General features: G+C 68.3%; 27 protein-coding genes. 10 read left to right on the forward strand and 17 right to left on the reverse strand.

Going from position 1 to position 25,550, the window contains the following annotated elements; translation table 11 throughout:
- Window positions 1-22: 22 nt before the first annotated feature.
- Both cysK and V8J38_RS13415 read right to left on the reverse strand, forming a co-directional pair.
- A complete protein-coding gene (gene cysK, locus V8J38_RS13410) occupies window positions 23-1,012 on the reverse strand; it encodes a cysteine synthase A (protein WP_338576337.1) in 990 nt (329 codons plus the stop codon).
- A gap of 98 nt (window positions 1,013-1,110) precedes the next feature.
- The gene (locus V8J38_RS13415; protein WP_291778187.1) at window positions 1,111-1,593 is read right to left on the reverse strand and encodes an Lrp/AsnC family transcriptional regulator; all 483 of its coding nucleotides are present in this window, start codon (window positions 1,591-1,593) and stop codon (window positions 1,111-1,113) included.
- Between the two features lie 85 nt (window positions 1,594-1,678).
- Here V8J38_RS13415 and V8J38_RS13420 point away from each other — a divergent pair, with 85 nt between their 5' ends.
- Window positions 1,679-2,590 (forward strand): DMT family transporter, encoded by a 912-nt coding sequence (locus V8J38_RS13420; protein ID WP_338576340.1) that lies wholly within the window; start codon window positions 1,679-1,681, stop codon window positions 2,588-2,590.
- A gap of 133 nt (window positions 2,591-2,723) precedes the next feature.
- Here V8J38_RS13420 and V8J38_RS13425 read toward each other — a convergent pair whose 3' ends face one another.
- Window positions 2,724-4,223 (reverse strand): PAS domain-containing methyl-accepting chemotaxis protein, encoded by a 1,500-nt coding sequence (locus tag V8J38_RS13425; RefSeq protein WP_338576342.1) that lies wholly within the window; start codon window positions 4,221-4,223, stop codon window positions 2,724-2,726.
- Between the two features lie 206 nt (window positions 4,224-4,429).
- Here V8J38_RS13425 and fliI point away from each other — a divergent pair, with 206 nt between their 5' ends.
- The 3 genes from fliI to V8J38_RS13440 are packed head-to-tail and all read left to right on the forward strand — an operon-like array spanning window position 4,430 to window position 7,277.
- Window positions 4,430-5,773, forward strand: a complete 1,344-nt coding sequence (fliI, locus tag V8J38_RS13430; RefSeq protein ID WP_338578632.1) for a flagellar protein export ATPase FliI — start codon at window positions 4,430-4,432, stop codon at window positions 5,771-5,773.
- A gap of 16 nt (window positions 5,774-5,789) precedes the next feature.
- The gene (locus V8J38_RS13435) at window positions 5,790-6,203 is read left to right on the forward strand and encodes a flagellar export protein FliJ (protein ID WP_291778179.1); all 414 of its coding nucleotides are present in this window, start codon (window positions 5,790-5,792) and stop codon (window positions 6,201-6,203) included.
- A 3-nt stretch (window positions 6,204-6,206) separates the two neighbouring features.
- A complete protein-coding gene (locus tag V8J38_RS13440; RefSeq protein WP_338576343.1) occupies window positions 6,207-7,277 on the forward strand; it encodes an endo-1,4-beta-xylanase in 1,071 nt (356 codons plus the stop codon).
- A gap of 19 nt (window positions 7,278-7,296) precedes the next feature.
- Here V8J38_RS13440 and V8J38_RS13445 read toward each other — a convergent pair whose 3' ends face one another.
- Both V8J38_RS13445 and V8J38_RS13450 read right to left on the reverse strand, forming a co-directional pair.
- Entirely contained in the window at window positions 7,297-7,677 is a 381-nt protein-coding gene (locus tag V8J38_RS13445; RefSeq protein WP_312219780.1) for a hypothetical protein, read from the reverse strand.
- Window positions 7,677-7,805 carry a hypothetical protein gene (locus V8J38_RS13450; RefSeq protein WP_003169681.1) on the reverse strand — a complete coding sequence of 43 codons (129 nt, stop codon included), beginning with the start codon at window positions 7,803-7,805 and terminating at the stop codon, window positions 7,677-7,679. Before V8J38_RS13450 ends, V8J38_RS13445 begins: the two co-directional genes overlap by 1 nt.
- Before the next feature lie 146 nt (window positions 7,806-7,951).
- Between V8J38_RS13450 and V8J38_RS13455 the strand changes: the two genes are divergently transcribed.
- On the forward strand, window positions 7,952-9,061 hold the full coding sequence (locus tag V8J38_RS13455; protein ID WP_338576346.1) for an NADH:flavin oxidoreductase/NADH oxidase: 1,110 nt from the start codon (window positions 7,952-7,954) through the stop codon (window positions 9,059-9,061).
- Here V8J38_RS13455 and V8J38_RS13460 read toward each other — a convergent pair.
- The 3 genes from V8J38_RS13460 to rpsD all read right to left on the reverse strand — a co-directional run bounded on the left by V8J38_RS13460 (window position 9,037) and on the right by rpsD (window position 12,695).
- Window positions 9,037-11,409: a bifunctional diguanylate cyclase/phosphodiesterase gene (locus V8J38_RS13460; RefSeq protein WP_338576347.1), complete on the reverse strand. Its 2,373-nt coding sequence runs from the start codon at window positions 11,407-11,409 to the stop codon at window positions 9,037-9,039. The genes V8J38_RS13455 and V8J38_RS13460 overlap by 25 nt on opposite strands.
- Before the next feature lie 113 nt (window positions 11,410-11,522).
- Complete coding sequence (locus tag V8J38_RS13465; protein ID WP_291778166.1) at window positions 11,523-11,915, reverse strand: hypothetical protein; 393 nt, start codon at window positions 11,913-11,915, stop codon at window positions 11,523-11,525.
- A 162-nt stretch (window positions 11,916-12,077) separates the two neighbouring features.
- On the reverse strand, window positions 12,078-12,695 hold the full coding sequence (rpsD, locus tag V8J38_RS13470; protein ID WP_003169687.1) for a 30S ribosomal protein S4: 618 nt from the start codon (window positions 12,693-12,695) through the stop codon (window positions 12,078-12,080).
- Window positions 12,696-12,952: 257 nt separating this feature from the next.
- On the opposite strand from rpsD, the gene V8J38_RS13475 reads away from it, so the two are divergent.
- Entirely contained in the window at window positions 12,953-14,425 is a 1,473-nt protein-coding gene (locus tag V8J38_RS13475; protein ID WP_338576350.1) for an amidohydrolase family protein, read from the forward strand.
- Between the two features lie 66 nt (window positions 14,426-14,491).
- Here the strand turns inward: V8J38_RS13475 and V8J38_RS13480 are convergent, their stop codons facing one another.
- Entirely contained in the window at window positions 14,492-15,106 is a 615-nt protein-coding gene (locus V8J38_RS13480; protein WP_338576352.1) for a superoxide dismutase, read from the reverse strand.
- A gap of 192 nt (window positions 15,107-15,298) precedes the next feature.
- Between V8J38_RS13480 and V8J38_RS13485 the strand changes: the two genes are divergently transcribed.
- Complete coding sequence (locus tag V8J38_RS13485; RefSeq protein WP_291778122.1) at window positions 15,299-15,481, forward strand: hypothetical protein; 183 nt, start codon at window positions 15,299-15,301, stop codon at window positions 15,479-15,481.
- A 15-nt stretch (window positions 15,482-15,496) separates the two neighbouring features.
- On the opposite strand, the gene cckA is transcribed toward V8J38_RS13485, so the two are convergent.
- Genes cckA through fliQ form a run of 4 tightly spaced genes read right to left on the reverse strand, consistent with a single transcriptional unit; the run spans window position 15,497 to window position 19,760 of the window.
- A complete protein-coding gene (gene cckA / locus V8J38_RS13490) occupies window positions 15,497-17,581 on the reverse strand; it encodes a cell cycle histidine kinase CckA (protein ID WP_338576354.1) in 2,085 nt (694 codons plus the stop codon).
- Window positions 17,582-17,640: 59 nt separating this feature from the next.
- Window positions 17,641-18,717, reverse strand: a complete 1,077-nt coding sequence (gene flhB, locus V8J38_RS13495) for a flagellar biosynthesis protein FlhB (RefSeq protein ID WP_338576356.1) — start codon at window positions 18,715-18,717, stop codon at window positions 17,641-17,643.
- The gene (gene fliR, locus V8J38_RS13500; protein ID WP_338576358.1) at window positions 18,710-19,480 is read right to left on the reverse strand and encodes a flagellar biosynthetic protein FliR; all 771 of its coding nucleotides are present in this window, start codon (window positions 19,478-19,480) and stop codon (window positions 18,710-18,712) included. The genes flhB and fliR overlap by 8 nt, the downstream gene beginning before the upstream one ends.
- Window positions 19,481-19,496: 16 nt before the next feature.
- Window positions 19,497-19,760, reverse strand: coding sequence for a flagellar biosynthesis protein FliQ (gene fliQ / locus V8J38_RS13505; RefSeq protein ID WP_291778108.1), 264 nt, complete (start codon window positions 19,758-19,760; stop codon window positions 19,497-19,499).
- A gap of 191 nt (window positions 19,761-19,951) precedes the next feature.
- Here fliQ and V8J38_RS13510 point away from each other — a divergent pair, with 191 nt between their 5' ends.
- Together V8J38_RS13510 and folE are read left to right on the forward strand one after the other, a co-directional pair.
- A complete protein-coding gene (locus tag V8J38_RS13510; RefSeq protein ID WP_291778105.1) occupies window positions 19,952-20,947 on the forward strand; it encodes an OmpA family protein in 996 nt (331 codons plus the stop codon).
- A 70-nt stretch (window positions 20,948-21,017) separates the two neighbouring features.
- The gene (gene folE, locus V8J38_RS13515) at window positions 21,018-21,608 is read left to right on the forward strand and encodes a GTP cyclohydrolase I FolE (RefSeq protein WP_291778102.1); all 591 of its coding nucleotides are present in this window, start codon (window positions 21,018-21,020) and stop codon (window positions 21,606-21,608) included.
- A gap of 25 nt (window positions 21,609-21,633) precedes the next feature.
- Here folE and V8J38_RS13520 read toward each other — a convergent pair whose 3' ends face one another.
- Window positions 21,634-22,512, reverse strand: a complete 879-nt coding sequence (locus V8J38_RS13520; RefSeq protein ID WP_338576360.1) for a tetratricopeptide repeat protein — start codon at window positions 22,510-22,512, stop codon at window positions 21,634-21,636.
- A gap of 121 nt (window positions 22,513-22,633) precedes the next feature.
- On the opposite strand from V8J38_RS13520, the gene V8J38_RS13525 reads away from it, so the two are divergent.
- Window positions 22,634-23,779, forward strand: coding sequence for an acyltransferase (locus V8J38_RS13525; protein WP_338576362.1), 1,146 nt, complete (start codon window positions 22,634-22,636; stop codon window positions 23,777-23,779).
- Here the strand turns inward: V8J38_RS13525 and V8J38_RS13530 are convergent.
- The 3 genes from V8J38_RS13530 to V8J38_RS13540 all read right to left on the reverse strand — a co-directional run bounded on the left by V8J38_RS13530 (window position 23,776) and on the right by V8J38_RS13540 (window position 25,545).
- Window positions 23,776-24,159 (reverse strand): VOC family protein, encoded by a 384-nt coding sequence (locus tag V8J38_RS13530; RefSeq protein WP_291778094.1) that lies wholly within the window; start codon window positions 24,157-24,159, stop codon window positions 23,776-23,778. The two genes, V8J38_RS13525 and V8J38_RS13530, sit on opposite strands and share 4 nt — an antisense overlap.
- A gap of 159 nt (window positions 24,160-24,318) precedes the next feature.
- Window positions 24,319-24,522 carry a cold-shock protein gene (locus tag V8J38_RS13535; protein ID WP_121481316.1) on the reverse strand — a complete coding sequence of 68 codons (204 nt, stop codon included), beginning with the start codon at window positions 24,520-24,522 and terminating at the stop codon, window positions 24,319-24,321.
- Window positions 24,523-24,720: 198 nt separating this feature from the next.
- Window positions 24,721-25,545, reverse strand: a complete 825-nt coding sequence (locus V8J38_RS13540; protein ID WP_338576366.1) for an extensin family protein — start codon at window positions 25,543-25,545, stop codon at window positions 24,721-24,723.
- Between the last annotated feature and the right edge of the window lie 5 nt (window positions 25,546-25,550).

A 25,550-nucleotide genomic window follows, 5' to 3' on the forward strand; every position in this document is an offset into this window, starting at 1 on the left:
TGCAGTCGCGCTCCAAGCGGCGTCACAGTCCCTCGAACAGGGCCGTCGACAGATAGCGCTCGGCGAAGCTGGGGATGATGGCCACGATGGTCTGGCCCGCATATTCATCCTGCGCCGCCAGGCGGAAGGCCGCCGCCAGGGCCGCGCCCGAGCTGATGCCGACAGGTACGCCGTCCTCGCGCGCGACGCGGCGGGCCATGTCGAAGGCCTCCTCATTGGTGACCTGCTCCACGCCGTCGATGACCGCGCGGTCGACCACGGCGGGGATGAAGCCCGCGCCGATGCCCTGAATCTTGTGCGGGCCGGGCGCGCCGCCCGACAGGACGGGCGAGGCGGTCGGCTCGACCGCGATCATCTTCACCGAGGGCTTCTTCGCCTTCAACGCATGGCCGACGCCGGTGATGGTGCCGCCGGTGCCGACGCCGGACACGACCACGTCGACGGCCCCGGCCGTATCGTTCCAGATCTCCTCGGCCGTCGTGGCCTCGTGGATCGCGGGGTTGGCCAGGTTCTCGAACTGGGCCGGGCTGACCGAGCCGGGAATTTCCGTCAGCAGCTCCTCGGCGCGGGCGATGGCGCCCTTCATGCCCTTTTCGGCCGGCGTCAGCTCCAGGCGCGCGCCCAGCAGGGCCAGCATCTTGCGCCGCTCGATCGACATGCTTTCGGGCATGACCAGGATCAGCTTGTAACCCTTGGACGCGGCGACGAAGGCCAGGGCGATGCCGGTGTTGCCGCTGGTCGGCTCGATCAGGGTCGCGCCCGGCTTGATCTTGCCCAGTTGCTCCAGCGCCTCGACCATGGCCACGCCGATGCGGTCCTTGACCGAGGCGATCGGGTTGAAGAACTCCAGCTTGGCCAGCACCGTGGCCTTGGGCTGAAGCGCCGCCGTCAGATTGGGCAGCCGCACCAGGGGGGTGTCGCCGATGGTGTCGACGATGCTGTCATAGACCCGGCCCCGCCCCGCCTTCTTGTGGCGGCTGGCGTCATAGGCGGCGTTGGAAGCGTCGGACATGGGAGGTCTCCGTGCGGGTGTCGGCTCAACAGATAAGTCTTATACGCCGCGAACAAAGCAGACCCGCGCAGGAATTCTGACGCAGGCTTTAGCAGAGCTCATCGCGCCAGGGCGCGGCGGGCGGGATCGAAGGGCAGGACCTCGCGGATCGAGATCAGGGTCTTGAAAGCCCGCACGCGCGCGTCGTCGTTCAGCATCTCGCGGGTGAAGACCTCATAGGCCTCCATCGTCGGCACCACGACATAGAGGATCAGGTCGGTGTCGCCCGTCACATACCAGGCCGCCTGAACCTCGGGCCGGGCGGTCAGCTTGTCGATCAGGGCGTCCAGAACGGCGGTGCCCTCGCGCTCCATCTCGACCAGGACGTGCATGGTCAGGGCCCGCGCCAGGCGAGCCGGGTCGACCACGGCGACGTCGGCGATGATGACGCCCTCGTCGCGCAGCCGCCGCAACCGCCGCGACACCGCCGATTCCGACAGGCCGACCTTTTCCGCCAGCAGGCGCGCGGGTTGGAGATTGTCGCGCCGGACCAGGGCCAGCAGGCGACGGTCGAAGGAATCGAGGTCGGCGTTTTCTTGCATTATCAGGGATCATACGCCTGTTTCTTGCGTCATGGCAGGTGAAATCAGCGAGAAACGCAGGCGGGTTTTGGCTAGGTTCCGCGCCATGTCCTCCCTGACGCTCGCCCTTCGCACGCCGCGCCTCGCGGCCATCCTGCCCTATCTCGCCCTGGTCGGCGGGATGGTGTCCCTTTCGGCCGGCACCTCCTTCGCCAAGACGCTTTATCCGATGGTCGGGCCAGCCGGGACAGCGGCGCTGCGCGTCGGCCTGTCGGCCCTGGTGCTGCTGGCGATCTTCCGGCCGTGGCGCACCGCCTTCACCCGCAACGACCTGCGGGCCCTGGCGGTCTACGGCGGGGTCATGGGGTTGATGAACCTCAGCTTCTACATGGCGCTGAACACCATTCCGCTGGGCGTGGCCCTGGCGATCGAGTTCATGGGGCCGCTGTCGGTCGCCCTGTTCAACTCGCGCCGCCTGATCCATTTCGTCTGGGTGGGTTTTGCGGTGCTGGGCCTGAGCCTGCTGCTGCCGCTCGACGGCGCCGTGGCGACGCTGGACCCCGTCGGGTGCGCCTATGCGGCGGCGGCGGGCCTCTTCTGGGCAGGCTACATCGTCTTCGGCAAGCGGGTCAGCCACCTGCCCAGCGGCGCGACCGTCGCCGTGGGCATGTCGATGGCGGCCGTGACGGTCGTGCCGTTCGGCCTCGCCGGCGCTGGACTGGCCCTGTTCGATCCGAAGATCCTGGCGCTCGGCCTGGTCGTGGCCCTGGTGTCCAGCGCCCTGCCCTATACGCTGGACATGATCGCCCTGCGCCACATTCCCAAGCGCACCTTCGGCGTGGCCGTCAGCGGCGATCCGGCCATCGGCGCCCTGGCCGGGCTGTTCGTGCTGGGCGAGCATCTCAGCCCCCTGCAATGGCTGGCCATCGCCGCCATCATCACCGCCTCGGTCGGCGCGGTGCTGACCTCGCCCTCTGACGAGGCTCAGCCGCTGCAGGACCCCGCCGCCCCCGCCTGACCACAGACGCGTTTCGATGAAGTTCCTGCTGTCCCGGCTGCAACGGCCGATTCCCAACCTGATCGCCTGCCTGGTCTTCGGCGCCGTGCTGGCCCTGCTGATGCGAGCGGCGGTGAAGCTGCTGTTCTAGCCCCTAGAACTCGGTCCATTCCTCCACCGCCGGACCGTTGGCCACGGCGCGCAGGCGCGCGCGCTGGGCCTCCAGCGCCGGAGGCGGGCCGCCGCGGCCGGGCGTCTCCCGACCTTTCAGCTCGCGCGCCCCGCCCTCGTCCGCGCCCGTGCGGAAACGGCCCACGAGTTCAGCCAGGTGTTCGGCCTCGGTCTTGAGATTGGCGGCCGCCGCCGTGGTCTGCTCGACCATGGCCGCGTTCTGCTGCGTCACCTGGTCCATCTGGTTCACCGCCTGATTGACCTGCCCCAGGCCGGAGGCCTGCTCCTGGGCCGAGGCGGCGATCTCGGCGACCAGGCCGTCCATCTCATTGACCTGTTCCGCGATCGTCGTCAGGGCGCGGCCCGTCTCGGCGACCAGTTCCACGCCTTGCGCCACCTCGGCGCCCGAGGCGGCGATCAGGGTCTTGATCTCCTTGGCGGCCTCGGCCGAGCGCTGGGCCAGGGCCCGCACCTCCGAGGCGACCACGGCGAAGCCGCGTCCGCTGTCGCCCGCCCGCGCCGCCTCGACCCCGGCGTTCAGCGCCAGCAGGTTGGTCTGGAAGGCGATCTCGTCGATCACCCCGACGATGTCGCTGATCTCGGCCGAGCGGCGGCTGATGCCGTCCATGGCGGCGACGGCCCGGCGCATGACGTCGCTCGACCGATCCGCCTCGGCGTGAGCCTTGGACGCGACCGTCGCCGCCTGGCGCGCGCCTTCGGCCGCCCGCTGCACGGTGACGGTGATCTGATCCAGGGCCGCCGCCGTCTCCTCCAGCGAAGCGGCCTGCTGTTCGGTGCGGCGCGACAGGTCATCCGAGGCCTGGCTGATTTCGTCGGAGCCGCCGCGCAGCGTGGCCACCGCCGCCAGCACCTGCCCCAGCGCCGTGCGCAGGCTGGCGACGGCGCCGTTGAAGTCCGACTTCACCGCCTGGTGGGCGCCTTCCATCTCCTGCTCGATGGCCGCCAGGAGATCGCCGTCCGAAAGGCGGGAGAGCTGTTCGGCCAGGGCGCCGACAAGGCGAGCCTGCGCCGCCTCGGCCGCCAGGCGGGCCTGCTCCGCCCGCTGCGAGGCCTGTTCGGCCTCGGTGATGTCGACCGCCAGCTTGACCACCTTCAGCGGCCGACCGGCTTCGTCCAGCACGGGATTGTAGGAGGCTTCGAGCCAGACCTCCCGCCCGCCCTTGGCGATGCGGCGGAACTTGCGGGCGACGAAGCGGCCCTCGTTCAGTTCACGCCAGAAGGCGCTGTAGTCGGGCGTCGACGCCTCATCGGGGTCCATGAACATCCGGTGATGCCGTCCCTGAATCTCGTCCAGGGCGTAGCCCATGGTCTGAAGCAGATTGTCGTTGGCGCCGAGAATCGTCCCGTCCAGATTGAATTCGATCACGGCCTGGGACCGCCCGATCGCCGCCATCAGGCGGTCCAGTTCCTCAAGCCGCTCCAGATCCGCAGCCTGTTTTCGCCGACGATTTCTGCTGAACATCCGACCCGCTCCCCTTCTGATTGCGGTGATGACCCTAGGCACGTCTGAGGGAAGTCTACGGCCGGAAGCTTTCTTTTTCCTTTCTCGCGCGCATAGGTTGTAACGTCAGGCCGGCTTCATCGCTCATTAACCATGATGCAGCAGTGTCCGCCCATCGGCCGCGCGCCTGGGATCGCCCCATCGCGCCTGCGGTCCAGGGGCTTTCTTTGCGCAATCTCGTCGCCGCCGTCGAAGCGATCGACCCTTTGGTCGTCACCGGCAAGGTGGCGGGCGTCAGCGGCCTGCTGATCGAGTCGCGCGGCGGCCTGTCGCGTCTGGCCGTCGGGGCGCGGGCCGAGATCGAGCGGCGCGGCCAGCCGCCCCTGCCCGCCGAGGTCGTCGGCTTTCGCGAGGCCAAGGCCCTGCTGATGCCCTTCGGCCCGGTCGAGGGCGTGGCGCCCGGCGCCGACATCAGGATCATCGACGCGGCCGCCAGCGTGCGCCCCACCACCGCCTGGCTGGGCCGCATCATCGATTCCTTCGGCGAACCGATCGACGGCCTTGGGCCGCTGACGCCGGGCCTCATCCCCTACCCCTTGCGCGCCCCGCCGCCGCCCGCCCATTCACGCGGCCGGGTGGGCGAGCGGCTGGATCTGGGCGTTCGGGCGATGGACGTTTTCACCACCACCAGCCGAGGGCAGCGCCTGGGCATCTTCGCCGGTTCGGGCGTGGGCAAGTCGGTGCTGCTGTCCATGCTGGCGCGACAGGCGACCTGCGACGTCGTGGTGGTCGGCCTGATCGGCGAACGGGGCCGCGAGGTCCGCGAGTTCATCGAAGAGACCCTGGGCGAAGAGGGGCTGAAGCGCGCCGTCGTCGTGGTCGCCACCAGTGACGAACCGGCGCTGAAACGGCGCCAGGCGGCATACATGACCATGGCCGTGGCCGAGTTCTTCCGCGATCAGGGTCTGGAGGTGCTGTGCCTGATGGACAGCGTCACCCGCTTCGCCATGGCCCAGCGCGAGATCGGTCTGGCGGCGGGCGAACCGCCGACGACCAAGGGCTACACCCCCACCGTCTTCACCGAACTGCCCAAGCTGCTGGAGCGCGCCGGGCCGGGGCCGATCCGGCCGGACGGCACCGAGGCGGGACCGATCACCGCCCTGTTCACCGTGCTGGTGGACGGCGGCGACCATGACGAGCCGATCGCCGACGCCGTGCGCGGCATCCTGGACGGCCACATCGTCATGGACCGCAAGATCGCCGAGCGCGGCCGCTTCCCCGCCATCGACGTGCTGAAGTCGGTCAGCCGCACCATGCCCGGCAACCAGTCCCCGCCCGAGCGCGACCTGAACCGCCGCGCGCGCCAGTGCCTGAGCGCCTATTCCAACATGGAAGAACTGATCCGCATCGGCGCCTATCGCACCGGGGCCGACCCCATTGTCGACCGCGCCATCGCCCTGAACCCCGCCCTGGAAGACTTCCTGACCCAGGACAAGGACGACGTGACGCGGCTGGGCGACAGTTTCGACAGACTTGAAACCATCCTGAACCAGGGCATGGTGGACCAATGATCGCGGGAGACGACGCATGACGGCTTGGGCCCAATCCCTGATCCGCATCTCCAACTATGAGGTCGAGACGCTGCAGAAGCGGCTGGCCGAGATCAGCGCCCGCAAGGCCGAGGCCGAGATGCGCGTCGCCGTGCTGGACGCCGAGGCCGAGGTCGAGCGCGAGAACGCGCGGCACGACCCGTCGTCCGGCATGATGCTGCAGGCCTATCTCACCGGCTGGAAGCAGCGCCGCGCCGACGCCGAGGCCGAAGTCGCCGCCGTCGCCGCCGAAGAGGAAGGCGCCCGCGACGCCCTGACCGGCGCCTTCGAGGAACTGAAGAAGTTCGAGCACGTCGCCGAGACCACCCGGCTGAACAAGCTGATGGCCGCCGCCAAGCGCGAGGCCGCCGCCTATGACGAAATGGGCCTGCGCCGCCGCGCCGAAGGCTGACACGTGATCGACCGCCGCGCCCTGCTGGCTTCGACCCTCGCGCTCGCGTCCTGCGGCGCAGGCGAAGCGCCTGTTCCGTCGCCGACCGGCCCCGTCCGCCCGCTGAAGTCTGTCGCGTCCTTCCCTGTCGGGACCGTCGCCATGTCGGGCCAATTGTCCGATCAGGACTGGTTCCGTCTGGTCTCCACCCACTTCTCCCAGCTCACGCCCGAGTGGGAGATGAAGATGGAATACATCCTCCAGAAGGACGGCTCCCTGCGCTTCGACGCGCCGGACCGCATCGCCTATTTCGCGCGTGATCTGGGCATCCGCCTCTTCGGCCACGCCCTGATCTGGTACGCGCAGGAGCATCCGTGGTTCACCGCCCTCGTCGACGACCGACCGCGCTTCATCGCCGAACACGACCGCTACATCGCCGAGGTCGCCGGGCGCTGGCGCAGCCAGATCGTCGGCTGGGACGTGGTCAACGAACCGGTCGAGGATGACGGGAGCGGCTATCGCGACTGCGTGTGGAGCCAGGGCCTGGGCGGCGTCGACGCCTATATCATCCGCGCCTTCGAACAGGCCCGCATCGCCGCGCCGGCTGCGACCTTGTTCCTGAACGATTACAATCTGGAGAACACGCCGAAGAAGGGCGCCGCCTTCCTGCGTCTGGTCGAGCGGCTGCTGAAGGCGGGCGCCCCGGTTCAGGGCATCGGCGTCCAGTCTCACCTCGACATCGAAATCCCCGACGGCCGGATCGCCGGCTTCATGAACGAGGCCCGCCAGTTCGGCCTGCCCATCCATGTCTCCGAACTGGACGCCTCTCTGAAACGCGGCGGCCGGATGCCTGACCTGCGTCCCGGCGCCCAGCGACGCGAACAGCAGACGGCGCGCGTGGCCGAACTGGCGGAAGCGTTCATGGACCTGCCCCCCGCCCAGCGCTTCGCCTTCACCGTCTGGGGCGTGCGCGACAGCGACTCCTGGCTGCGCCGCGCCGAGAACGACGACGGCAAGGACAGTCCGCTGCTGTTCAACGACGAAGGACGGCCGAACCCGCTGTTCGGCGTGCTGTCAGGCGCGTTCGGCGCCTGACGCCTCTCCAGGGCCGGGCCTACAGGCTGATCGGATTCAGCACGCGCACGGGCTGGCCGCGCTCCAGGCCCAGCTCGTCATAGGTCCAGCTGACCGTCTTGCCCTCGGGGACCAGGGCCTTGCACAGGTCAGGCGAACGGCGGGCCAGGGTCAGTTCGGCGGGATCGCCGTCCTTGATCCGCACCTCGAAGCTGGACGCCTCGGTGCAGCCGTTGGAGCCGACGACGACGTTCAGACGCTGGCCGTCGAAATCGACCTTGCGGACGGCTTCCAGCGGCTCGTCCCGAGCCGCGCTCTGGTCCGTGACGATCGAGACCTTCTCGCCGCCCTCGTTGGAATAGATGACGCAACCGCCCAGCAGCGGCAGCAGGGCGACGGCGGCGACGACGGCCAGGCGCATCAGTTCGCCTCGGCGGGGGCCGAGTGGATGACGCGGGTGGTCGGCTTCTCGGTGGCGATGATGATGCAGCCCGACAGCATGGGCGCGGCGACCGCGGCGACGGCGAGAGCGATGATGAGACGACGCATAGGTGTTCCCCTTGTTGGTTGGCGGCAAACTGCCAGGCTCGCGGTTGGGGATCACGTGAATAATCGGAAAGGGAGGCCTTGAACCCAACCGCCACAGTCATAGCTACTGTGCCCCGCCTCCCCGGGGTTCATCGAAAGATTCACGCATGAGCCTGCTGTTCACCCCGCGCGCCGTCGGGCCGCTGACGCTGAAGAACCGCATCGTTATCGCCCCCATGTGCCAGTATTCGGCCGTGGACGGCGTTCCTCAGCCCTGGCACGCCCAGCATGTGGCCAGACTGGCTCTGTCGGGCGCCGGACTCGTGGTGATCGAAGCCACGGGCGTCGAGGCCGCTGGCCGCATCTCCTGGGCCGACACCGGCCTGTGGAACGACGCGCAGGAAGCCGCCTTCGCGAAGATCATCCGCGACATCCGCACCTATTCGGACACGCCGATCGGGATTCAGCTGGCCCACGCCGGACGCAAGGCCTCGACCAATCCGCCGTGGATCGACCGGGGCGGCCCGGCCCCGGCGGACAAGGCGTGGGAGACCTTCTCCGCCTCGGCCCAGCCCTATCGCGACGACTGGCATACGCCGACCGCCCTGGACCAGGCGGGCATGGACCGCGTGGTCGCCGCCTTCGTCGATGCGGCCGAGCGCGCCGACCGCGCCGGGTTCGACCTGGTCGAGCTGCACGCCGCCCACGGCTACCTGCTGACCCAGTTCCTCTCGCCGTTGTCGAACGAACGGACGGACGAGTACGGCGGCTCGCTGGAGAACCGGATGCGCTTCCCGCTGCGCGTCGCCCAGGCCCTGCGCGACGCCTGGCCCCGGACCAAGGCCCTCGGCGTCCGCTTCAACGGTTCGGACTGGACCGAGGGCGGGATCACCCCGGACGAGGCCGCCGTCTTCGGCCAGGCCCTGCACGAGATGGGCTATGACTACCTGCACCTGACCAGCGGCGGCAACGTCGCGACCGCGCGCATCCCAGGCGACCAGCCGGGCTATCAGCTTCCCTTCGCCGAGGCGGTCAAGGCGGCGGTCCCCGAGGCCAACGTCATGGCCGTAGGCATGATCGTCACGCCGCAACAGGCCGAAGCGGTGCTGACCGAGGGCAAGGCCGATCTGATCGCCGTCGCCCGCGCGGTTCTGGACGACCCGAACTGGGGCCATCACGCCGCCGTCGCCCTGGGCGCGAAAGAGGCCCTGCCCGTCCAGTACGAACGGGCGGACGCGACGCACTGGCCGGGCTACGCCGCCGCGCGCTCGGCCTGAGGCTCGGCGGCTTCCGTCGCCGCGATCCTGACCACGCCGTTCAACAAGGCGTCGGCCTCGGGCTGAGGCCGACCCAGCAGGTAGCCCTGCACCTCATTGCAGCCCTGGGCGCGCAGGAAGGCCAACTGCTCCGCGGTTTCGACGCCTTCGGCCAGGACCGGGATCGACAGACTTTCGCCGATGGTCAGGACGGCGCGGATGATGGCCCGCGACTGCGGCGCCTCGCCGTCCAGTTCGGTCATGAAGGAGCGGTCCAGCTTGATCTTGTCGAAGGGGAAGGCCTTCAGCGTCGACAGGGAGGAATAGCCCGTGCCGAAGTCGTCCATGGCGATGCTCACGCCCAAGGCCTTCAGTTGGCGCAGCACATGGGTGGTGCGCTCCATGTCGGTGATCATGGCCGTCTCGGTGATCTCCAGCTCCAGGCGCGACGGCGCCAGGCCGGTCTCCAGCAGGATCTGGTGCACCAGACGAGGCAGGTCGACGTGGCTCAACTGGACCGGCGACAGGTTCACGGCGATGCGATGCGGCTCGGCCCAGGCGGCGGCCTGACGGCAGGCCTGGCGCAGCACCCATTCGCCGATCGGCAGGATCAGACCGTTCTCCTCGGCCACAGGGATGAAGTCGGCCGGCGAGATGTAGCGGCCGTCGTGATCCTTCCAGCGCAGCAGAACTTCATAACCGGTAGCCTTGCCGGTGCTGACCGAGGCCTGCACCTGATAGTGCAGCTCGAACCGCTCATTCTCAAGCGCCTCGCGCAGGGCCTGGGTCACACGACGGCGCGCACGGACCGCCTGGTCCATGTCCGCCTCATAGAAGCAGACGTCCTGGGTCAGGGAGGCCTTGGCGCGATACATGGCCAGGTCGGCGTTGTTGATCAGGGTAGAGACGTCGTGGGCGTCCTCAGGCCACAGCGCCACCCCGATGCTGGCGCCGCAGGACAGGTCGGCGTGGTCGAGGGTCACGGTCTGAACAACGGCCTGACGCAGGCGCTCGGCAACAGCGCGAGCCTCGTCGCGGTCGGCGACCGAGGCCAGGGCCAGGAATTCGTCGCCGCCCTGACGCGCGATGAACTCGCCCTCGCGCAGAACGCCCTTCATGCGCTCGGCGATGACGCACAGCAACTGGTCTCCAACCGCGTGACCGTACAGATCATTGACTTCCTTGAACCGGTCCAGGTCCAGGGCGAACAGGGCCAGGGCCTCCCCCTCGGCGGCGGTCTGCTTCTGGCGGGTCAGACGCTCCAGGAAGGAGGCGCGGTTCGGCAGACCGGTCAGGCTGTCGTTGCGCGCCAGATGAGCGATGCGGCGCTCCTGGGCCATGCGGGCGCGCAGGTCGCGTACGGCGTAGATCATGGTGCGGCTGCGCGCGGTGAGGTCGCGACGGGCCGACAGTTCGACGGGAATCTCCTGTCCCTTCGCCATCAACACGGTCTGGGTCACAGCCCCGTCATCGAGACGGCGGGCGTCCTGCACCCAGGCCTCCAGATCCGAGCCGATCAGGGCCTGGCGATCCGCGCCCGTCAGTTCCGCCAGCACTTCGTTGACGGCGACGATGACGCCGTCCCGCTCGATCGCCATGCCGTCCACGCCGGTCTCGAGCAGGTACTGCAGGCGTTCACGGTTCTGCGCCAGAGCCTCGCGGTCCAGAGCGTGGCTGGCGGCCCCGGCGCCCAGAACCAGCAGGCCCACCCCGGCCACGCCCAGCGCCAGCACTCCACGCGCGTTCTCACCCGTCAGCATGCCGTCCAGCGGCGCCAGGGGGATGACCGTCATCGCCGCCATGGCGGTGAAGTGCAGGCAGACGATGCCCAGCACCATGGCCGCTCCGCCCTTCAACCGGGCGTAACGGTCGTCGGCCGACGCCAGATGGAAGCTCAGAGCGCCGAACAGCACCGAACCGGCGACGGATACGGCCAGATAGACGGCCGACCAATGGACCACGCCCTCGACCGACAGGGCCTCCATTCCCACAAAGTGCATTGCCGCCACGGCCGCGCCGAACAGGATCCCGCCAGCCTCGACGGAGAACCGGCGGCGCATGGAAGCGGCCGCCAGCGCTAGGCCGACGCCCAGAATCGCCACCGCCAGGGAGACGCCCGTCAGCAGCGGCTCATAGGCCGTCTCGACGCCTGGCCGATAGGCGATCATGGCCACGAAGTGCGTACACCAGATCGTCGCCCCGCCCGCGACGGCGCCCAGGAAGAGCCAGGACAGACGAGCCATCCCTGCGTTCTCCCTGACCCTTTTCAACAGTCCTGTGGTGATGAAGCTGCCCAGCAGGCAGATCAGGGCAGCGAGGGCGACGAGCCCCAGATGATGCTCGTCGGTAAGGCAGGTCAGGACACGCATGGAAGACGCCGGGGAGGAAAAGAGCCGGCCGTTCTAACTCCCAGGCATTAACCCTGGCTGTTTCGATATGGATAAAGGAAAGTTGAAAAAGGCCGCCCTAACGGCCTTCGCCCTCACTGGCTGATGGCTACGGCCGCGCCGTCCATCATGTAGGGGTTGTTGACCACGACATTGGCGCCGGGCGGCAGGCCCAGTTCCTGGAAGGTCCATTCGACCTGGACCCCGCCCTTGATCGGACGGGTGCAGCGATCCTCGTCCAGGCGGCGCAGGGTGATGACCGCCGAATCCTTGAGCCGGGTGATGAAGGGCTTCACGTCGCTCTTGTCGGTGCAGCCGTTGGAGCTGACGCGGAACACGGCCAGGTCGCGGGTGAAGGCGGCGGCGTGGATCGGCTCCAGCTGGCCCGGCATCCCTTCGGTCCGCACCAGCGAGCCCGGCTTCTGGGCGCAACCGGTCAGGACGACGGATAGCGCCACAGCGGCGCAGAAAGCGATCCGATATCTCATTTCAGCCTCCCGCGGCTCGATCCTGACAGCCGGCGCAACATGCCTTGGTTTGGCCCAAAAGGGAACCGCCGCTGCGTCGGATAAGAAAAAGAGGCCCCGGCGAGCCGGAGCCTCTTCTTGATCCTGAAACCGCGCCCGACGGATCGAGCAGGTCCGTCGAACTTACGAGGAGTAGTATTCGACGACCAGGTTCGGCTCCATCTTCACCGGATAGGGCACGTCGGACAGTTCCGGCACGCGGCCGTAACGGACCGAGAAACCACGATCGCCCAGCTCCAGATAGTCAGGCAGGTCGCGCTCGCTCGACTGCTGGGCTTCGAGCACCAGAGCCATGTTGCGCGACTTTTCCTTGACCTCGATGACCTGGCCCGGCTTGACGCGGTACGAACCGATGTCGACCTTCTTGCCGTCCACGGTCACGTGGCCGTGCGAGACGAACTGACGGGCGGCCCAGACGGTCGGCACGAACTTGGCGCGGTAGACGATGGCGTCCAGACGCGATTCCAGCAGGCCGATCAGGTTTTCCGAGGTGTTGCCCTTGCGGCGGGCGGCTTCGGCGTAGGTCGCCGCGAATTGCTTCTCGGTGATGTTGCCGTAGTAGCCCTTCAGCTTCTGCTTGGCCTTCAGCTGCAGGCCGAAGTCAGAGACCTTGGACTTGCGGCGCTGGCCGTGCTGGCCGGGGCCGTAGGAACGCTTGTTGACGGGAGACTTGGCGCGACCCCACAGGTTTTCACCCATGGCCCGGTCGAGTTTGTACTTGGCGCTATGGCGCTTGGACATGTGTCACTCTTCATCATGATGCGGCCCGGCCCCTCCCCTATTGGAGCGGCGATCTCAACGGCGGTCCACGCATCGTCCGTAATAGACATCGCGCCTCAGGCGAAACCCGGTGCGAGAAGGCCGGGCTTATGAAGGCGGCGAGGCCGGGAGTCAATGTCGGCGGCCTTGGCTCCAGCATGACAGAAAGGAAACTTGAGCCCGCAGCCTCCGCCCGTGCAGTTGTCCGAACCAGAAGAAACAGCTCGGGAGGACACGACATGGTGAGCAAGTTCCGGCGCACGGCGGCCGCGGCCCTGGCCGTTCTGACGGCGACGGCGGCGCAGGCCGGCGAGGCCGACCGACCCGACGCCCTTGTGCTCTCCGGTCGGATCATCGACGGCTCGGGCGCGGCGCCGATCCCTCAGGGCCGGGTCGTTGCGATCGACGGCGTCATCACCTGCGTCGGCAAGGCGGCCGATTGCCCCGCGCCTCCAGGCGCCGTTTTCATCGACGCGGGCGAAGGCAGCATCATGCCGGGCCTGATCGATCTGCACGCCCACCCGCGCCCCCACTACTACGGCTGGTTCCTGGCTTCGGGCGTGACCACGGTGCGGTCCGCCAACACCGATCTGGCGATGGTCCGGGCCCTGAAGGCCCTGCCCGCGCCGCAGACCCGTCTGGTCTGGGCCGGGCCGATGCTGGACGGCGAGAACAGCATCATCAAGCGCTTCTACCCCGCGGCGGAGCCGGACGGGCCGTCGCCGGCGCGCCCGGCCGACGGTCCGTCGCTGGAAGGCGTCGAACTGCTGATCGCGGAGACGCCCGAGCAGGCGATCGCCGCCGTGGACGCCCTAGCGGCGGAAGGCGCCGACTGGGTCAAGCTGTACGAACAGCTGCCGCCCGACGCCTTCGCCGCCGCCGTCCAGCGCGCCAGGGCGTTGGGCCTGCCGACCATGGCCGATCTGGGCATGGCCTCGACGCGCGGTCTCGTAGGCGCGGAGGTCGATCTCCTTCAAGCCGCCGCCTTGGGCCTGGACAGTCTGGAGCACGCCAGCGGCGCGGCCCTGGCCTACCGTCGTCTGGGCGGCGATCTGGACGCAGACGTTCTCGATCCAGCCCTGATCGATCAGCTGGCCCGCACATTGCTGACGGCGCAGACGGCGCTAGTCCCCACCCTGTCCGTCTCCCACTTCACCGCCGAGACGCAATCGCCCGATCCGGTGTTGGCCGATCTGCCGTTGGGCGATGCGCAGGGGTCGGTCCGCGACGGGCTGGATCAGCAATGGCGCGGCGTCCATCAGCATTTCCACGCCAATGCCGAGAGCAACGGCAAGGCGAGACTGGACGCCCGCATCGGCGCAGCCGTGATGGTGCGTCTGGCCCAACTGGGCGGCCGCATAGGCGCAGGCTCCGACACCCCCGCCGGCGCCTACAACCTGCCTGGCGGCGGTCTTCATCTGGAAATGGAGCTGATGACCCGCGCGAGCCTGAGTCCCCTCCTGGCGTTGTCGTCGGCGACCGGAACCGCAGCGGACATCCTGCAGCGCCAGGACATCGGCCGCATCGCCGTGGGACGTCGCGCCGATCTGCTGGTCGTGGAGGGCGACCCGTCGCAGGACATCCGCGACACCCGACGCCTGCGTCAAATCATACTGGACGGTCAGGTCCTTGACCCCGCCGCCCTGAAGAACCGGGCCTTGGAGGACGGCGAGGCGCTGCTGGCCGCCGTCATGGCCGAGCAGGCGGACTAAATGAAAACGGCCGCCGCTTCCCTTCGGAAACGGCGGCCGCAGATCAGACGCTCAGACGCCGGGCGATCAGCCCTTGGCGGCTTCGTACAGTTCGTTGACCTTGTTCCAGTTCACCACCGACCAGAAGGCCTTGAGGTAGTCGACGCGGCGGTTCTGGTATTTGAGGTAGTAGGCGTGCTCCCACACGTCGGCGGCCAGAAGGACGGCGCCCTTCTCGTCGGCCACGTCCATCAGCGGGTTGTCCTGGTTCGGGGTCGAAGTGACCTTCAGCTTGCCGTCCTGCAGGATCAGCCAGGCCCAGCCCGAGCCGAACTGGCCGGCGCCGGCGGCGTCGAAGTCAGCCTTGAACTTGTCCATGCCGCCCAGTTCGGCGTCGATCTTGGCGGCCAGTTCGGCCGAGGGCGCGCCCGCCTTGTCGGCCGGGGCCAGCAGTTCCCAGAACAGGCTGTGGTTCCAGTGGCCGCCGCCGTTGTTGCGGACCGCCTTGGGCAGCTTCGACATCTGGGCGAACAGGTCTTCGAGCGACTTGCCCTGCAGCGAGGCGTCGGCGTCGATCGCCTTGTTCAGATTGTCGACGTAGGTCTGGTGATGCTTGTCGTGGTGGAAGGTCATCGTCTCCTTGTCGATGGCCGGCTCCAGCGCGTCATAGGCGTAGGGCAGCGGGGGCAGGGTGAAGGCCATGGGAGACTCCTCTTTACGGCGTTTGATTCCTCTGGACCCTATCTAGGGCCGCGCGCGACATACCCAAGCCTTGAACGTCGCCTTTGTTCACAATTCTCGAGCCAAAGCCGATTTTCGGAACCTAAAGCGCGAAATAGCTGTTTTCCGAACGCCCCTGACCGTCTTTCCGGTCGCTTTTCAGGGCGGTGCGCCATGTCTGGTCGTTCTCGCGACGCCTTCCTGTCCGACGCCGAAGCCGAAAGCCTGCGCCTGCAGTTGCTGGAAGTGATTCCGCGTCTCCGCCGTCATCAGCTGATCGATCTCGCCGACACCCTGCACGAAGCCGCGCGGGAGCGGCGCTGGTCGTCGGACGATCGGCTCGACCTGAGGGCCTGACGCCCTCGCCCTGGATCAGCCCGCGTGAAGCTCCTGCTTCACCCGTTCGGCCAGGGTCTTGATGTCCAGCGGCTTGGGCAGGAAGGAGACCCCGACCTCGTCCTGCAGCAGGTCCGAGAAGTCGCTCTCGGCATAGCCCGAAATGAACATGACCGGGGCGTCGCCCAGGAACGGCCGCGCCTTCCTCAGCAGCGACGGCCCGTCCAGCCCCGGCATGATGACGTCCGAGATCAGCATGTCGATCTGGCCCGCCCATTCCTCGGCCAGGACCAGGGCCTCCTCGCCGTCGGCGGCCTCGATCACCTCATAGCCGCGCTGGCGAAGCAGGCGGGCGGCGATGCCGCGCACGGCGGCCTCGTCTTCGACGAACAGGATGCGGCCGGCGCCCGACAGGTCGCGCGGCGCCTTGACGACCTTCTCGACCACCGGGGCCTCGACCAGTTCCTCGGCCGTGGCGGCGGGCAGGAAGATGCGGAAGGCCGCCCCCGCGTTTTCCAGATTGGCGACCGTGATGTGGCCGCCCGCCTGCTGGGCGATGCCGTAGACGGTGGCCAGTCCCATGCCCGTGCCCTCGTTCACCGCCTTGGTGGTGAAGAAGGGCTCGAAGATCTTGTCCAGCAGGGCCGTCGGCACGCCGGGGCCGGTGTCCGACACCTCGATCAGGGCGACGTCCTCGGACGCCTCGCGCCAGCCCAGATCGCGCGCCTGCGCGCCAGTCAGACGACGGGTCTTGATCGTGACCACGCCGGCGCCCGGCTCGACCACGCCGCGCATGGCGTCTCGGGCGTTGACGGCCAGGTTCATCACCGCCGTCTCCAGCTGGCTCTTGTCGGCCAGCACCAGCGGCAGGTCGCGGCCGTAGTCGGTCTCCAGCCGCACGTCCTCGCGCAGCAGACGACGCAGCAGCACGGCGAACTCGCCAACCAGCTCGCCCAGGTCCAGCCGTTCGCGCCGCACCGTCGACTTGCGCGAGAAGGCCAGCAGCTTGCGCACCAGATCGGCGGCGCGGATGGCGGTCTGGCGGATCTCATTCAGCCCCTCATAGGAAGGGTCGCCCACCGGGTGCCGCTCCAACAGGCCGCTCAGTTGCAGCTGGATCGCCGTCAGCAGGTTGTTGAAGTCGTGCGCCACCCCGCCCGCCAGCTGGCCCACGGCCTGCATCTTCTGGGCCTGCGACAGCTGCAGCTCCATCGACTTCTGCGCCGCCACGTCGAACAGCCAGACGCGGCGTCGGTCGCCTTCGGGCGCGACGTAGAGGTGCAGTTGGCGATCCGGGTGGGCGCGGGCGATCAGTTCGATCGGGCCGGACGACCCGGCCTCCAGCTTGGTCCTGGCCTCGGCCACGCCCGCCGGGTCGAACAGATGGCCGAAGGCGGCGTCGCCCGAGGCGGCAGGGCCGGTCAGCAGGGCCAGGGCCGCATTCGGCTCCTCGACCCGGCCGGCGAACAGGTCCTCGCCGCCGATCACGGCCGAGCCGAAGGGGGCGCCTGCGGCCATGGCGCGGGCCTCGCCCGTCGGGGCGGCGGGCTGGGGCGCGGCGGGCGCGGACGGGGCCAGCGGCAGGACGGCGTCGGGCGCGGCGCGGACCAGGAAGCGCCCCTGCCCCGCCTGGCCGATCAGCACCTCGATCTCGCGCGCGCCGATCTGGACGATGGCGCGGCCCTGATGTCCCTCACGCGCCTGGGCGAAGGCCATGTAGAGGGCTTGGGCGGACTTGCCCCCTCCCTTGCCGGATCTGGGCAGGGTGGTGACGGCCCCGTTCTCCTCGGCCCAGGCGGCGTTGTAGGCCAGCACCTGCCCCGACGGCCAGACGAGGGCGGCGGGCTCGGCCATGGCGTCCAGCATCTCGACCGCCGTGTCGCCCGCTGCGGGACGCCGCTCGGACCGGCCGAACGCCGACAGCCAGATCAGCGCCGTCGCGCCCGCTGCGAAGATCAGGATCAGCCCCGGCGCGGTGAAGGCGCCGGCCCGAAACGCCGGATAGGCGATGGCCGCGATCGCCATGGCGAAGCCGACCGCCATCAGGACCAGCCACGGATCGAAGCGCGGGCGACGCACGGCGCGAGCCTTCTGGCGGTCCTGCGGTCGGGAAATGGTCATGGCGTCTCGCCCGGGCGAATCAGGGTTCGTCAGCATACGCCGTTCCTCCACCGTCGCCCTCATCGCCGCTTCCTCTGCTGCATGACGAAGCCGATGACCTTGGCCGCCGCCTCGAAATGTTCGCGCGGAATGATGTCGTCCACCTCGACCGCCGCATAGAGGGCGCGGGCCAGGGGCACGTTCTCGACGATGGGCACGTCGTGCTCCCTGGCCATCTCGCGGATGCGCAGGGCCAGGGCGTCGACGCCCTTGGCGACGCAGACGGGCGCGCCGTCGCCCTGATCCGGCTCATAACGCAGGGCGACCGAATAGTGGGTCGGGTTGGTGATGATGACGGTGGCGTCGGGCACGGCCTGCATCATCCGCTGACGACCGCGCTGCATACGGATCTGACGCAGCTTGGCCTTTACGTGCGGGTCGCCTTCGGACTGTTTGAAGTCTTCCTTCAGCTCTTCCTTGGTCATCCGCATCCGCTTGGCGAAGCGCATCCGCTGCCACAGATAGTCGGCCCCCGCCGTCAGTCCCAGAAACACCAGGGCCGACAGCATCAGCGCCAGGGCCAGGTCCCGCGCGAAGGGCAGGATGGAGGCCGGGCTCATGGCGGCCAGGTTCTCAAGCTCGCGCGTGTGGGGCTTCAGCACCCACCAGCAGACAAGGCCGATGGCGACCAGCTTGATGAAGGTCTTGAGGAACTGCACCAGACCGTCCGGGCCGAAGATGCGCTTGAAGCCCTCCAGCGGATTCACCTTGGACCATTTGGGCTTGATCTTCTCAGTGGTGAAGATGAGGCCGGACTGCGCCAGATTGCCGCCCGCCCCGCCCAGGATGACCGCGAACATCAGGGCCGCCAGAAAGGGCGCCGCCGCCCAGACGGCGCGCATGCCGATCTCGACGCCCGCCCCCGCCTCCAGCCCGCCGATCATGGCGTGCGGTTGGGCCAGGAAGGGAGTCAGCGCCTCGGCGATCCGGGTCGAGAACCAGCCGCCGCCGGCCAGCAGCACGCCCGCCGCCCCGGCCAGCGACAGGGCGGCCGCCACGTCCGGCGACTTGGCGACGTCGCCCTTTTTCCGCGCATCCTCGAGTTTTCGCGGGGTGGCGTCTTCTGTTTTCGACTCGGGATCGGGGCCGTCAGCCAACGGCGCCTCCCGTGAAGAAGGCCGCCACCGAACGGTAGCGGTCGATGAAGACCGTCCCCAGCACGCCCAGGCTCAGGGTGAACACCGACAGGCCCAGGATGACGCTGAGCGGCGCGGCGGCGAAATAGACCTGGAAGCTGGGCATGACCCGCGCCACCAGCCCGGAAGCCAGGTTGAAGATCAGGGCGAAGACCAGCACCGGCGCCGCCAGTTGCACCCCCAGCATGAAGCTCTGGCTCAGGGTCCGCACCGCCATGGCGGTGAAGTCCGACACGATCAGCGGCCTGGCCGGGGCGATGGCCTCATAGGAGCCGACCATGCCGCCGATGAACAGGTGATGGGTGTTGGTGGCGAACACCAGGGTCACGCCCAGCAGCATCAGGAAGGCCGACAGGGTCGTGCCCGGCTGGGCCTGCAGGGGGTTGGCGGTCTGGGAGAAGCCGAGCGTCGTCTGCAGGGAGACGATCTCGCCCGCCGTGGTCATGGCGGTCATGAAGCTGCGCAGGATGGCGCCGATGGCCAGGCCGGTCAGCACCTCGCGGATCACCCAGCCGACGGTGGCCCCCAAGGTCGCCGGAAGGACGGGCAGGCTGCTTCCCACGATGGGCCACAGCGCCAGCGACAGCACCAGGGCCAGCGACAGGCGCACCCTTGGCGGCACATAGGATTCGCCGAAGCCGGGCAGCAGCATCAGGATCGCCCCGACGCGCGCGAAGATCAGCCCCCCGGCCCAGACCTGTTCCGCCGTGGCGTAAGGCTCCATGCCCTCTCGCCCTCGCCTACATGCCCGCGATGCGGGCGGCGATCTCGCGCATGAAGCCGCCCAGAAGCGCGCCCATCAGCGGCAGGAACAGCAGCAGCGACACGAAGACGGCGACGATCTTGGGCGCATAGACCAGGGTCTGCTCCTGGATCTGGGTCAGGGCCTGGAACAGACCGATGGCCACGCCGACGACCAGGGCCACGATCAGGGCCGGCAGGCACAGCTGGATCGTCAGCCACAGGGCGTCGCGACCCACATCCAGAACTTCCGCGCCGTTCATCGCCGATCCCCGAAGCGCCCCGAACACACGCGCGGGACAGTGGGCAGAAAATGCCGACAGGATGGTTAACGCGACGTTAGGACGAGAGAAGGAGGTCAGGGTTCCGGTCGAGGCCGTTTCACGCGATTGACAACACCGGCGACTAGACGAACGGTCTCGCCCTCCTCGATTCCACGCCTGAAGGATGCCCCATGAAACCGTTCCTGCGTCTCGCCTCCGTCCTGATGATCGCGGCCTCGGCGTCGCTGGTCGCCGCGTGCGACAACAAGGCGCCGGAACAGACCGAGACGACCGCGGCTCCGGCCGAGGGCGCGTCGGCCGCCGCAACGGGCGCCTTCGACGTGAACGGCGTGGCGCTGTCGACCGCCAGCCTGGGCGACTTCCCCTATCTGCGCCTGCCTGAGGGCTACAAGCCGCAGAACAGCGAGACGCAGGATTTCGCCGACTTCCCCTTCTGGACCGGATCACGCTTCGAGATGGTCGAAGGCCGCATCCATCAGGTTCGGATCACCAACGACAGCGACAAGACCTTCTCGAGGCTGGAACTGCTGCGGAACATGGAGCACGCGCTGAAGGACGCCGGCGCCGTGCGCATCTTCGACGGTCAGATCCCGAGTGAAGCCGCCCATGCCCTGCCCGAAGCCGTGCAGCTGGCCGCGCTGGACGGCCTCGGCGACATCTACAACGACCCGTCGCAGACCTGGGTCATCCGTCAGGCGGACCGCACCGTCTGGGTCCACCTGCATGTCGGCAGCGCGTCCGGCTCCCTGGCCGTCGCCGAGGTCAAGGCCCTGGTCCCGACCGCCGGCCTGCTGCCCGCCAGCGAACTGGCGCGCAAGATCGCCGCTGACGGCCGCGTCGCCGTTCCGGTCGAGTTCGCTCTGGACAAGGCCGACATCCTGGACGCCTCGCGGCCCCAGATCGACGCCGTGGCCCAACTGCTGAAGGATGATGCGGCCCTGCGTCTGTCCGTCGAGGGCCACACCGACAACACCGGCGCGCCGGCCCGCAACCGCCCCCTGTCCGAGGAACGCGCCCGCGCCGTGGTCGCCGCCCTGACCCAGCAGGGGATCGACGCCCAGCGACTGGAGGCCAAGGGCTTCGGCGCCGACAAGCCCGTCGCCGACAACGCCAGCGACGAAGGCCGCGCCCGCAATCGCCGCGTCGAGCTGGTTCGTTTATCCTGAGCCGGAAAGAGACTGTTTTAAACAGCGGCGCCGTTTCCAAAACCGGCGCAGGGGGGGTATGCAGCCTGTCATGAGCGACCAGACCCCCTTTTCCCCCGCCGTTTCCCAGGAAGAAGCCGAAGCCGCCGTCCGCACCCTGATCCGCTGGGCCGGCGACAACCCTGACCGCGAAGGCCTGATCGAAACGCCCAAGCGCGTGACCAAATCCTATCGCGAGCTGTTCCAGGGCTATGAGGTCGAGCCGCGCGACTATCTGGAAAAGACCTTCGAGGAGGTCGGCGGCTACGACGAACTGGTCGTGCTGAAGGACATCCGCTTCGTCAGCTTCTGCGAACACCACATGCTGCCGGTGGTGGGCAAGGCGCACGTCGCCTATCTGCCGACCGACCGGGTCGTCGGCATCTCCAAACTGGCCCGCGTGGTGCGCGGCTACGCGCGCCGCCTGCAGATCCAGGAGAAGATGACCTCCGAGATCGCCAACGCCATCCAGGACGTGCTGCGTCCGCTCGGCGTCGGGGTGGTCATCGAGGCCGAGCACAGCTGCATGACCATGCGCGGCGTCGACGTTCCGGGCGCCAGTCTGTCGACCAGCTGCCTGCTGGGCGCCGTCCGCGAAGACCCGCGCACCCGCGAGGAGTTCCTGCGGCTCGTGCGGGGGTGAGGCCAGGCTTGCCGTCCGGCGGGTCCTAAGGGTTCGCCGGTTTTCCCGCTGCGGCCGACGGCGTCATGACGACCGGCGCAGTGGGCGCCTGCCCCGTTTCCAGACCGTCGATATAGGCTAGCTGAGCCTTGGCGGATCGATCTTCAGGGTCCAACTTCAACGCCTCGTCATAGGCGGCGCGAGCTTCCGGCAACCGCTGCAGTTCGATCAGGCTGAAGCCCCGGCTGCGATGCAGAGCGCCGGCGTTCAGCAGGATGCGGATCGAATCGGACGCCAGCGCCTCGCTCGCCAGTTTGAGAGCTTCTTCATTGCGCCCGGCTGCCTGCAGAGCCGACGCTTTTTCCTTAATCAGCACCCAGTCGTCGGGCTGACGCGCCAGCCCCTGATCCAGCACGGCGATCGCCTCGTCCAGGCGCCTGCGTTCGACAGCCTCGCTGCCCAGCATCAGCGCGACAAGCTGGTAGACGTTGGGTTGCTGCCGCACCGTCACGGACGACGCGCCGTCTTCCTGCGCCGCAACCTGAAGCATCGTCGCCGTCAGCACAGTCTCGCCGATTTCCAGCGTGCGCACGATCCACTCGTCGGCGTTCCGCTTTTCGACGTACGGGTAGATGGCCGGCGCGCGCGCCAGGGCGCGCCTGAGCGCGGGGAGATGACGGTCCAGGCCTGCGTAACCTCGCGTCTGTATGTCGCGCATCGCCCGTTCCACCAGGTTGAAGTCCCGCTTCTCCTGCCCCGAAAGGTCGCCGCTCACGATATTCAACGTTACGGTCGGCCGCTCCTCCATCTTGGAAGAACCCTGGGGCGTCGAAACCTGCTGTGCGCGGACATCGCTCGGCGCCGAAAGAACTAGGGCCATGGCCAGGGCAGCCGCGCCGCCTATCCTTGCTGTAGCCGTCTTCATGATCGCCGCCTTGCTGACATACGAGCCTCGCCAATACATTACAGCGTTACATCAAGGACAATTAATATTGCAATGGTCCGGCCCCGTTCCTGCATGGCTCGCCCTGAACAAGGGGGTCGCCATGCTGCAGGCCGTGTTTTCGTCCCGGAATGAACCGCCGCCGATCTCGCGCGGCGGATGGCTGGATGCGCTGCGCTTCATCGTGGCCGCCCTGATCATCCTGCATCACTTCCAGATGTCGGCGCCCGTTCCCCTGGCCGAGAGCCTTCATCCCGTGTTCGAGCGAGGCGGCTTCCTGCTGACCAACTTCTTCCTGATCGACAGCGGCTATGTGCTGATGCGGGTCTACGGCCGCGCGGTCGGCTCGGGTCGCATGTCGAAGACCGACTTCTTCCTCAAGCGGGCCTTGAGGGTCTATCCGGCGCACCTGATCGTGCTGGGCCTGCTGGTCGCCCTGGTGCTGGCGGCGACGCTCGCCGGAAAGCCGCCCAGCCATCCCGAGTGGTTCGCCTGGGATCAACTGCCCGCCCAGGTCGCCCTGGTGCAGTCGTTCGGCGTGTACGGCGGCATCGGCTGGAACGCCCCGACCTGGTCGATCTCGGCCCTTCTGGGCTGCTATGTCGCCTTCCCCTTCGTGCTGCGCGGTCTCAGCCGGATCGGGCCGTGGACCGCGCTGGCCCTGGTCGTGGTCGGCTATCTGGCGGCCAATGAGCTGAGCTGGGCGATCCTGAAGTATCCCGTCTATCAGATGCCGCTGAACCTGGGCATTTGGCGCGCCCTGCCCCTGTTCATCCTCGGCATGGGGCTGGCCTGGTTCGCGCAAGGGGTGTGGATCAATCCGCGCGTCGCCGGTTGGGCCGGGGCGCTGGCCGCCGTCGCCCTGGCCGGGGTGCAGCATTTCGACAAGCACGCCCTGATCTCGCTGGTCTTCATCAGCCTCATCATCGTGGCGGCGGGCGCGGCGCCGGGCCGCAAGCCGTCGAAGCTGGTCGAACAGGCGGCCATGGTGTCCTTCTCCATGTTCATCTCCAACGAGGTGGTGCGCATCGCCTGGTTCGGCCTGGCCGAGGCGGCCGCTGACAAGCTGGCCCTGGGCGACGCCTGGCGCTGGGGCCTGTGGGGCCTGGGCGTGCTGGCCGCCTTCGTCTTCGCCTTCGGCCTGCACTATCTGATCGATCAGCCGATCCAGAACAGCATCCGCGCCTGGCTGAAGGCGCGGGGCCGCGAGAAGCCTGTCAGCCAGCCGGTCGTCTCGCTGGAGGGCTAGGCTGCGCCCGCTCCCCCGAACAGGTGCAGGATGTTGCCGTCCGGATCCTTGAACCAGGCCAGGCGCAGGCCGCCGGCGACATGAATGTCTCCGTCATGCTCCATGCCGTCGTAGCGCTCGAAGGCGACGCCCTTGGCCTTCAGATCGGCGACGATGTCGTCCACCTCCACGCCCACGTCCCAGACCACGGCGTTGGCCCGGTTGGTCCCGGCGAAGTCCGAGCGATAGACCGTCAGCCAGGTGGCGCCGGTGCGATAGCCCAGCACCCCGTCCATCCCGGTGTCCGCCAGATTCAGCCCCAGCACGTCCGAGTAGAAGGTCCGGGCGCGCTCCAGATCCTTCACCGCCACAATGGCCGAGGAATTCTTGTTCTTGAGCATGGGTCTCTCCTCTTCTGCTGAAGAGAAACCCCAGGCGCGCGGTTCGATCCCGCGTTCGACGCGGCTGAGCGGCCGCGTGCTGACAATCCGCCGACAAAAAAGACGCGAAGGTCGCCCTCCGCGTCTTCCTGTTTGATGAACCCGAAGGTCCGTCAGGCCTTAGAGGAGCTTGAGCTCCACAGCCGAGGTCTTGCCGCGCTGGGTTTCCAGCTCGTATTCGACCTTGGCGTTGTCATCCAGGCCCGCCAGACCCGCCTTCTGGACGGCGGTGATGTGGACGAAAACGTCCGAGCCGCCCGTGTCGGGTTGAATGAAGCCGTAGCCCTTGGTGGGGTTGAACCACTTGACCGTGCCGGTCGCCATATTGCGTCTCCGTAAACGCGCTTTGCCAGGCGGGCTTCCATGCAGGAGAGCCCGTCAGCCCATCTGGACAAGCTCGTTCAGGCGAAGGAGCGAGACGCGGGTTTGGACCCCACGTGAAATCCGGACTGCGGCGATGTTGTCACCCGACTATCCACAGCGGTCAACTGTAAAGCGAAACCGAACTGACAGTCGTTACAGTTAATTTCGCCGCCGCGCGCATACTCCCCGGCCCGCTGCGTCCAGGTGAAAGTGGTCGCGATGCGCAGCGTTGTAGTCCGGCGTCAGCACATTGCCGAACAGACGACATCCCCCATCGCGCAAACGCCGAAGAAACGCCGCCCCGGCGGCCCCTGAAGGGCCCTGACCGTCCCAATCGGCGGCCAGCGTCGTCCGGCGGCCGTCCGAAAAACGCACGCCCGCCACGTCGAGCGCGTTGGCGCGCGCGTGCTGGCTGGGTCGCGCCGCCGTGTCGGCCGATCCGTAGACGCGACGGCAGGCGTAGGTTCCCAGATTGTCGATCCGGACGGCCTCGGCGCCCATGATCTCGCGGGCGGCGGGACGCACGACCTCGCGATCCCACAACAGGAGCCGCGCCGCCATGGGGCAGCGCATGGCCACGCCCGACGGGTCGAGGGGCGTCAAATCGCCGCCGGTCAGCCGCACCGCCCCCTGCACGACGCAGAACCCGCCGTCGTCGCGATCCGGCGCCCGCTCGACCGCGACCCCCGCTTGGCGCAGCAGGGTGATGCAGCGCGTCGTGCCGGTCTCGACCTCGGCGGCGGTCGCCGTCGGCGGCAGGTCCAGCGCCCGTATCTTTGCGGCCGTGGCGGCGCCCATGGGCAGGCGCAGGTCGAGCAGCTTCCACGGCAGATCCTGCGGCGGGGCCCAGGCGTCGATCAGGGCGAAGGCGCCGCAGGCGGCCAGGGCCAGCATCCACGCCTCGCTCCAGAGATCGGCCAGAGGGGTGGACGGCGACGTGGACGGCGGGGGCTTGGACCTTGGCGGCGCGGAAGGGGAGGTCATCGCTG

The sequence above is a fragment of the Brevundimonas olei genome (assembly GCF_037055245.1).
In the GTDB taxonomy this organism is placed as follows: Bacteria; Pseudomonadota; Alphaproteobacteria; order Caulobacterales; family Caulobacteraceae; genus Brevundimonas; species Brevundimonas olei.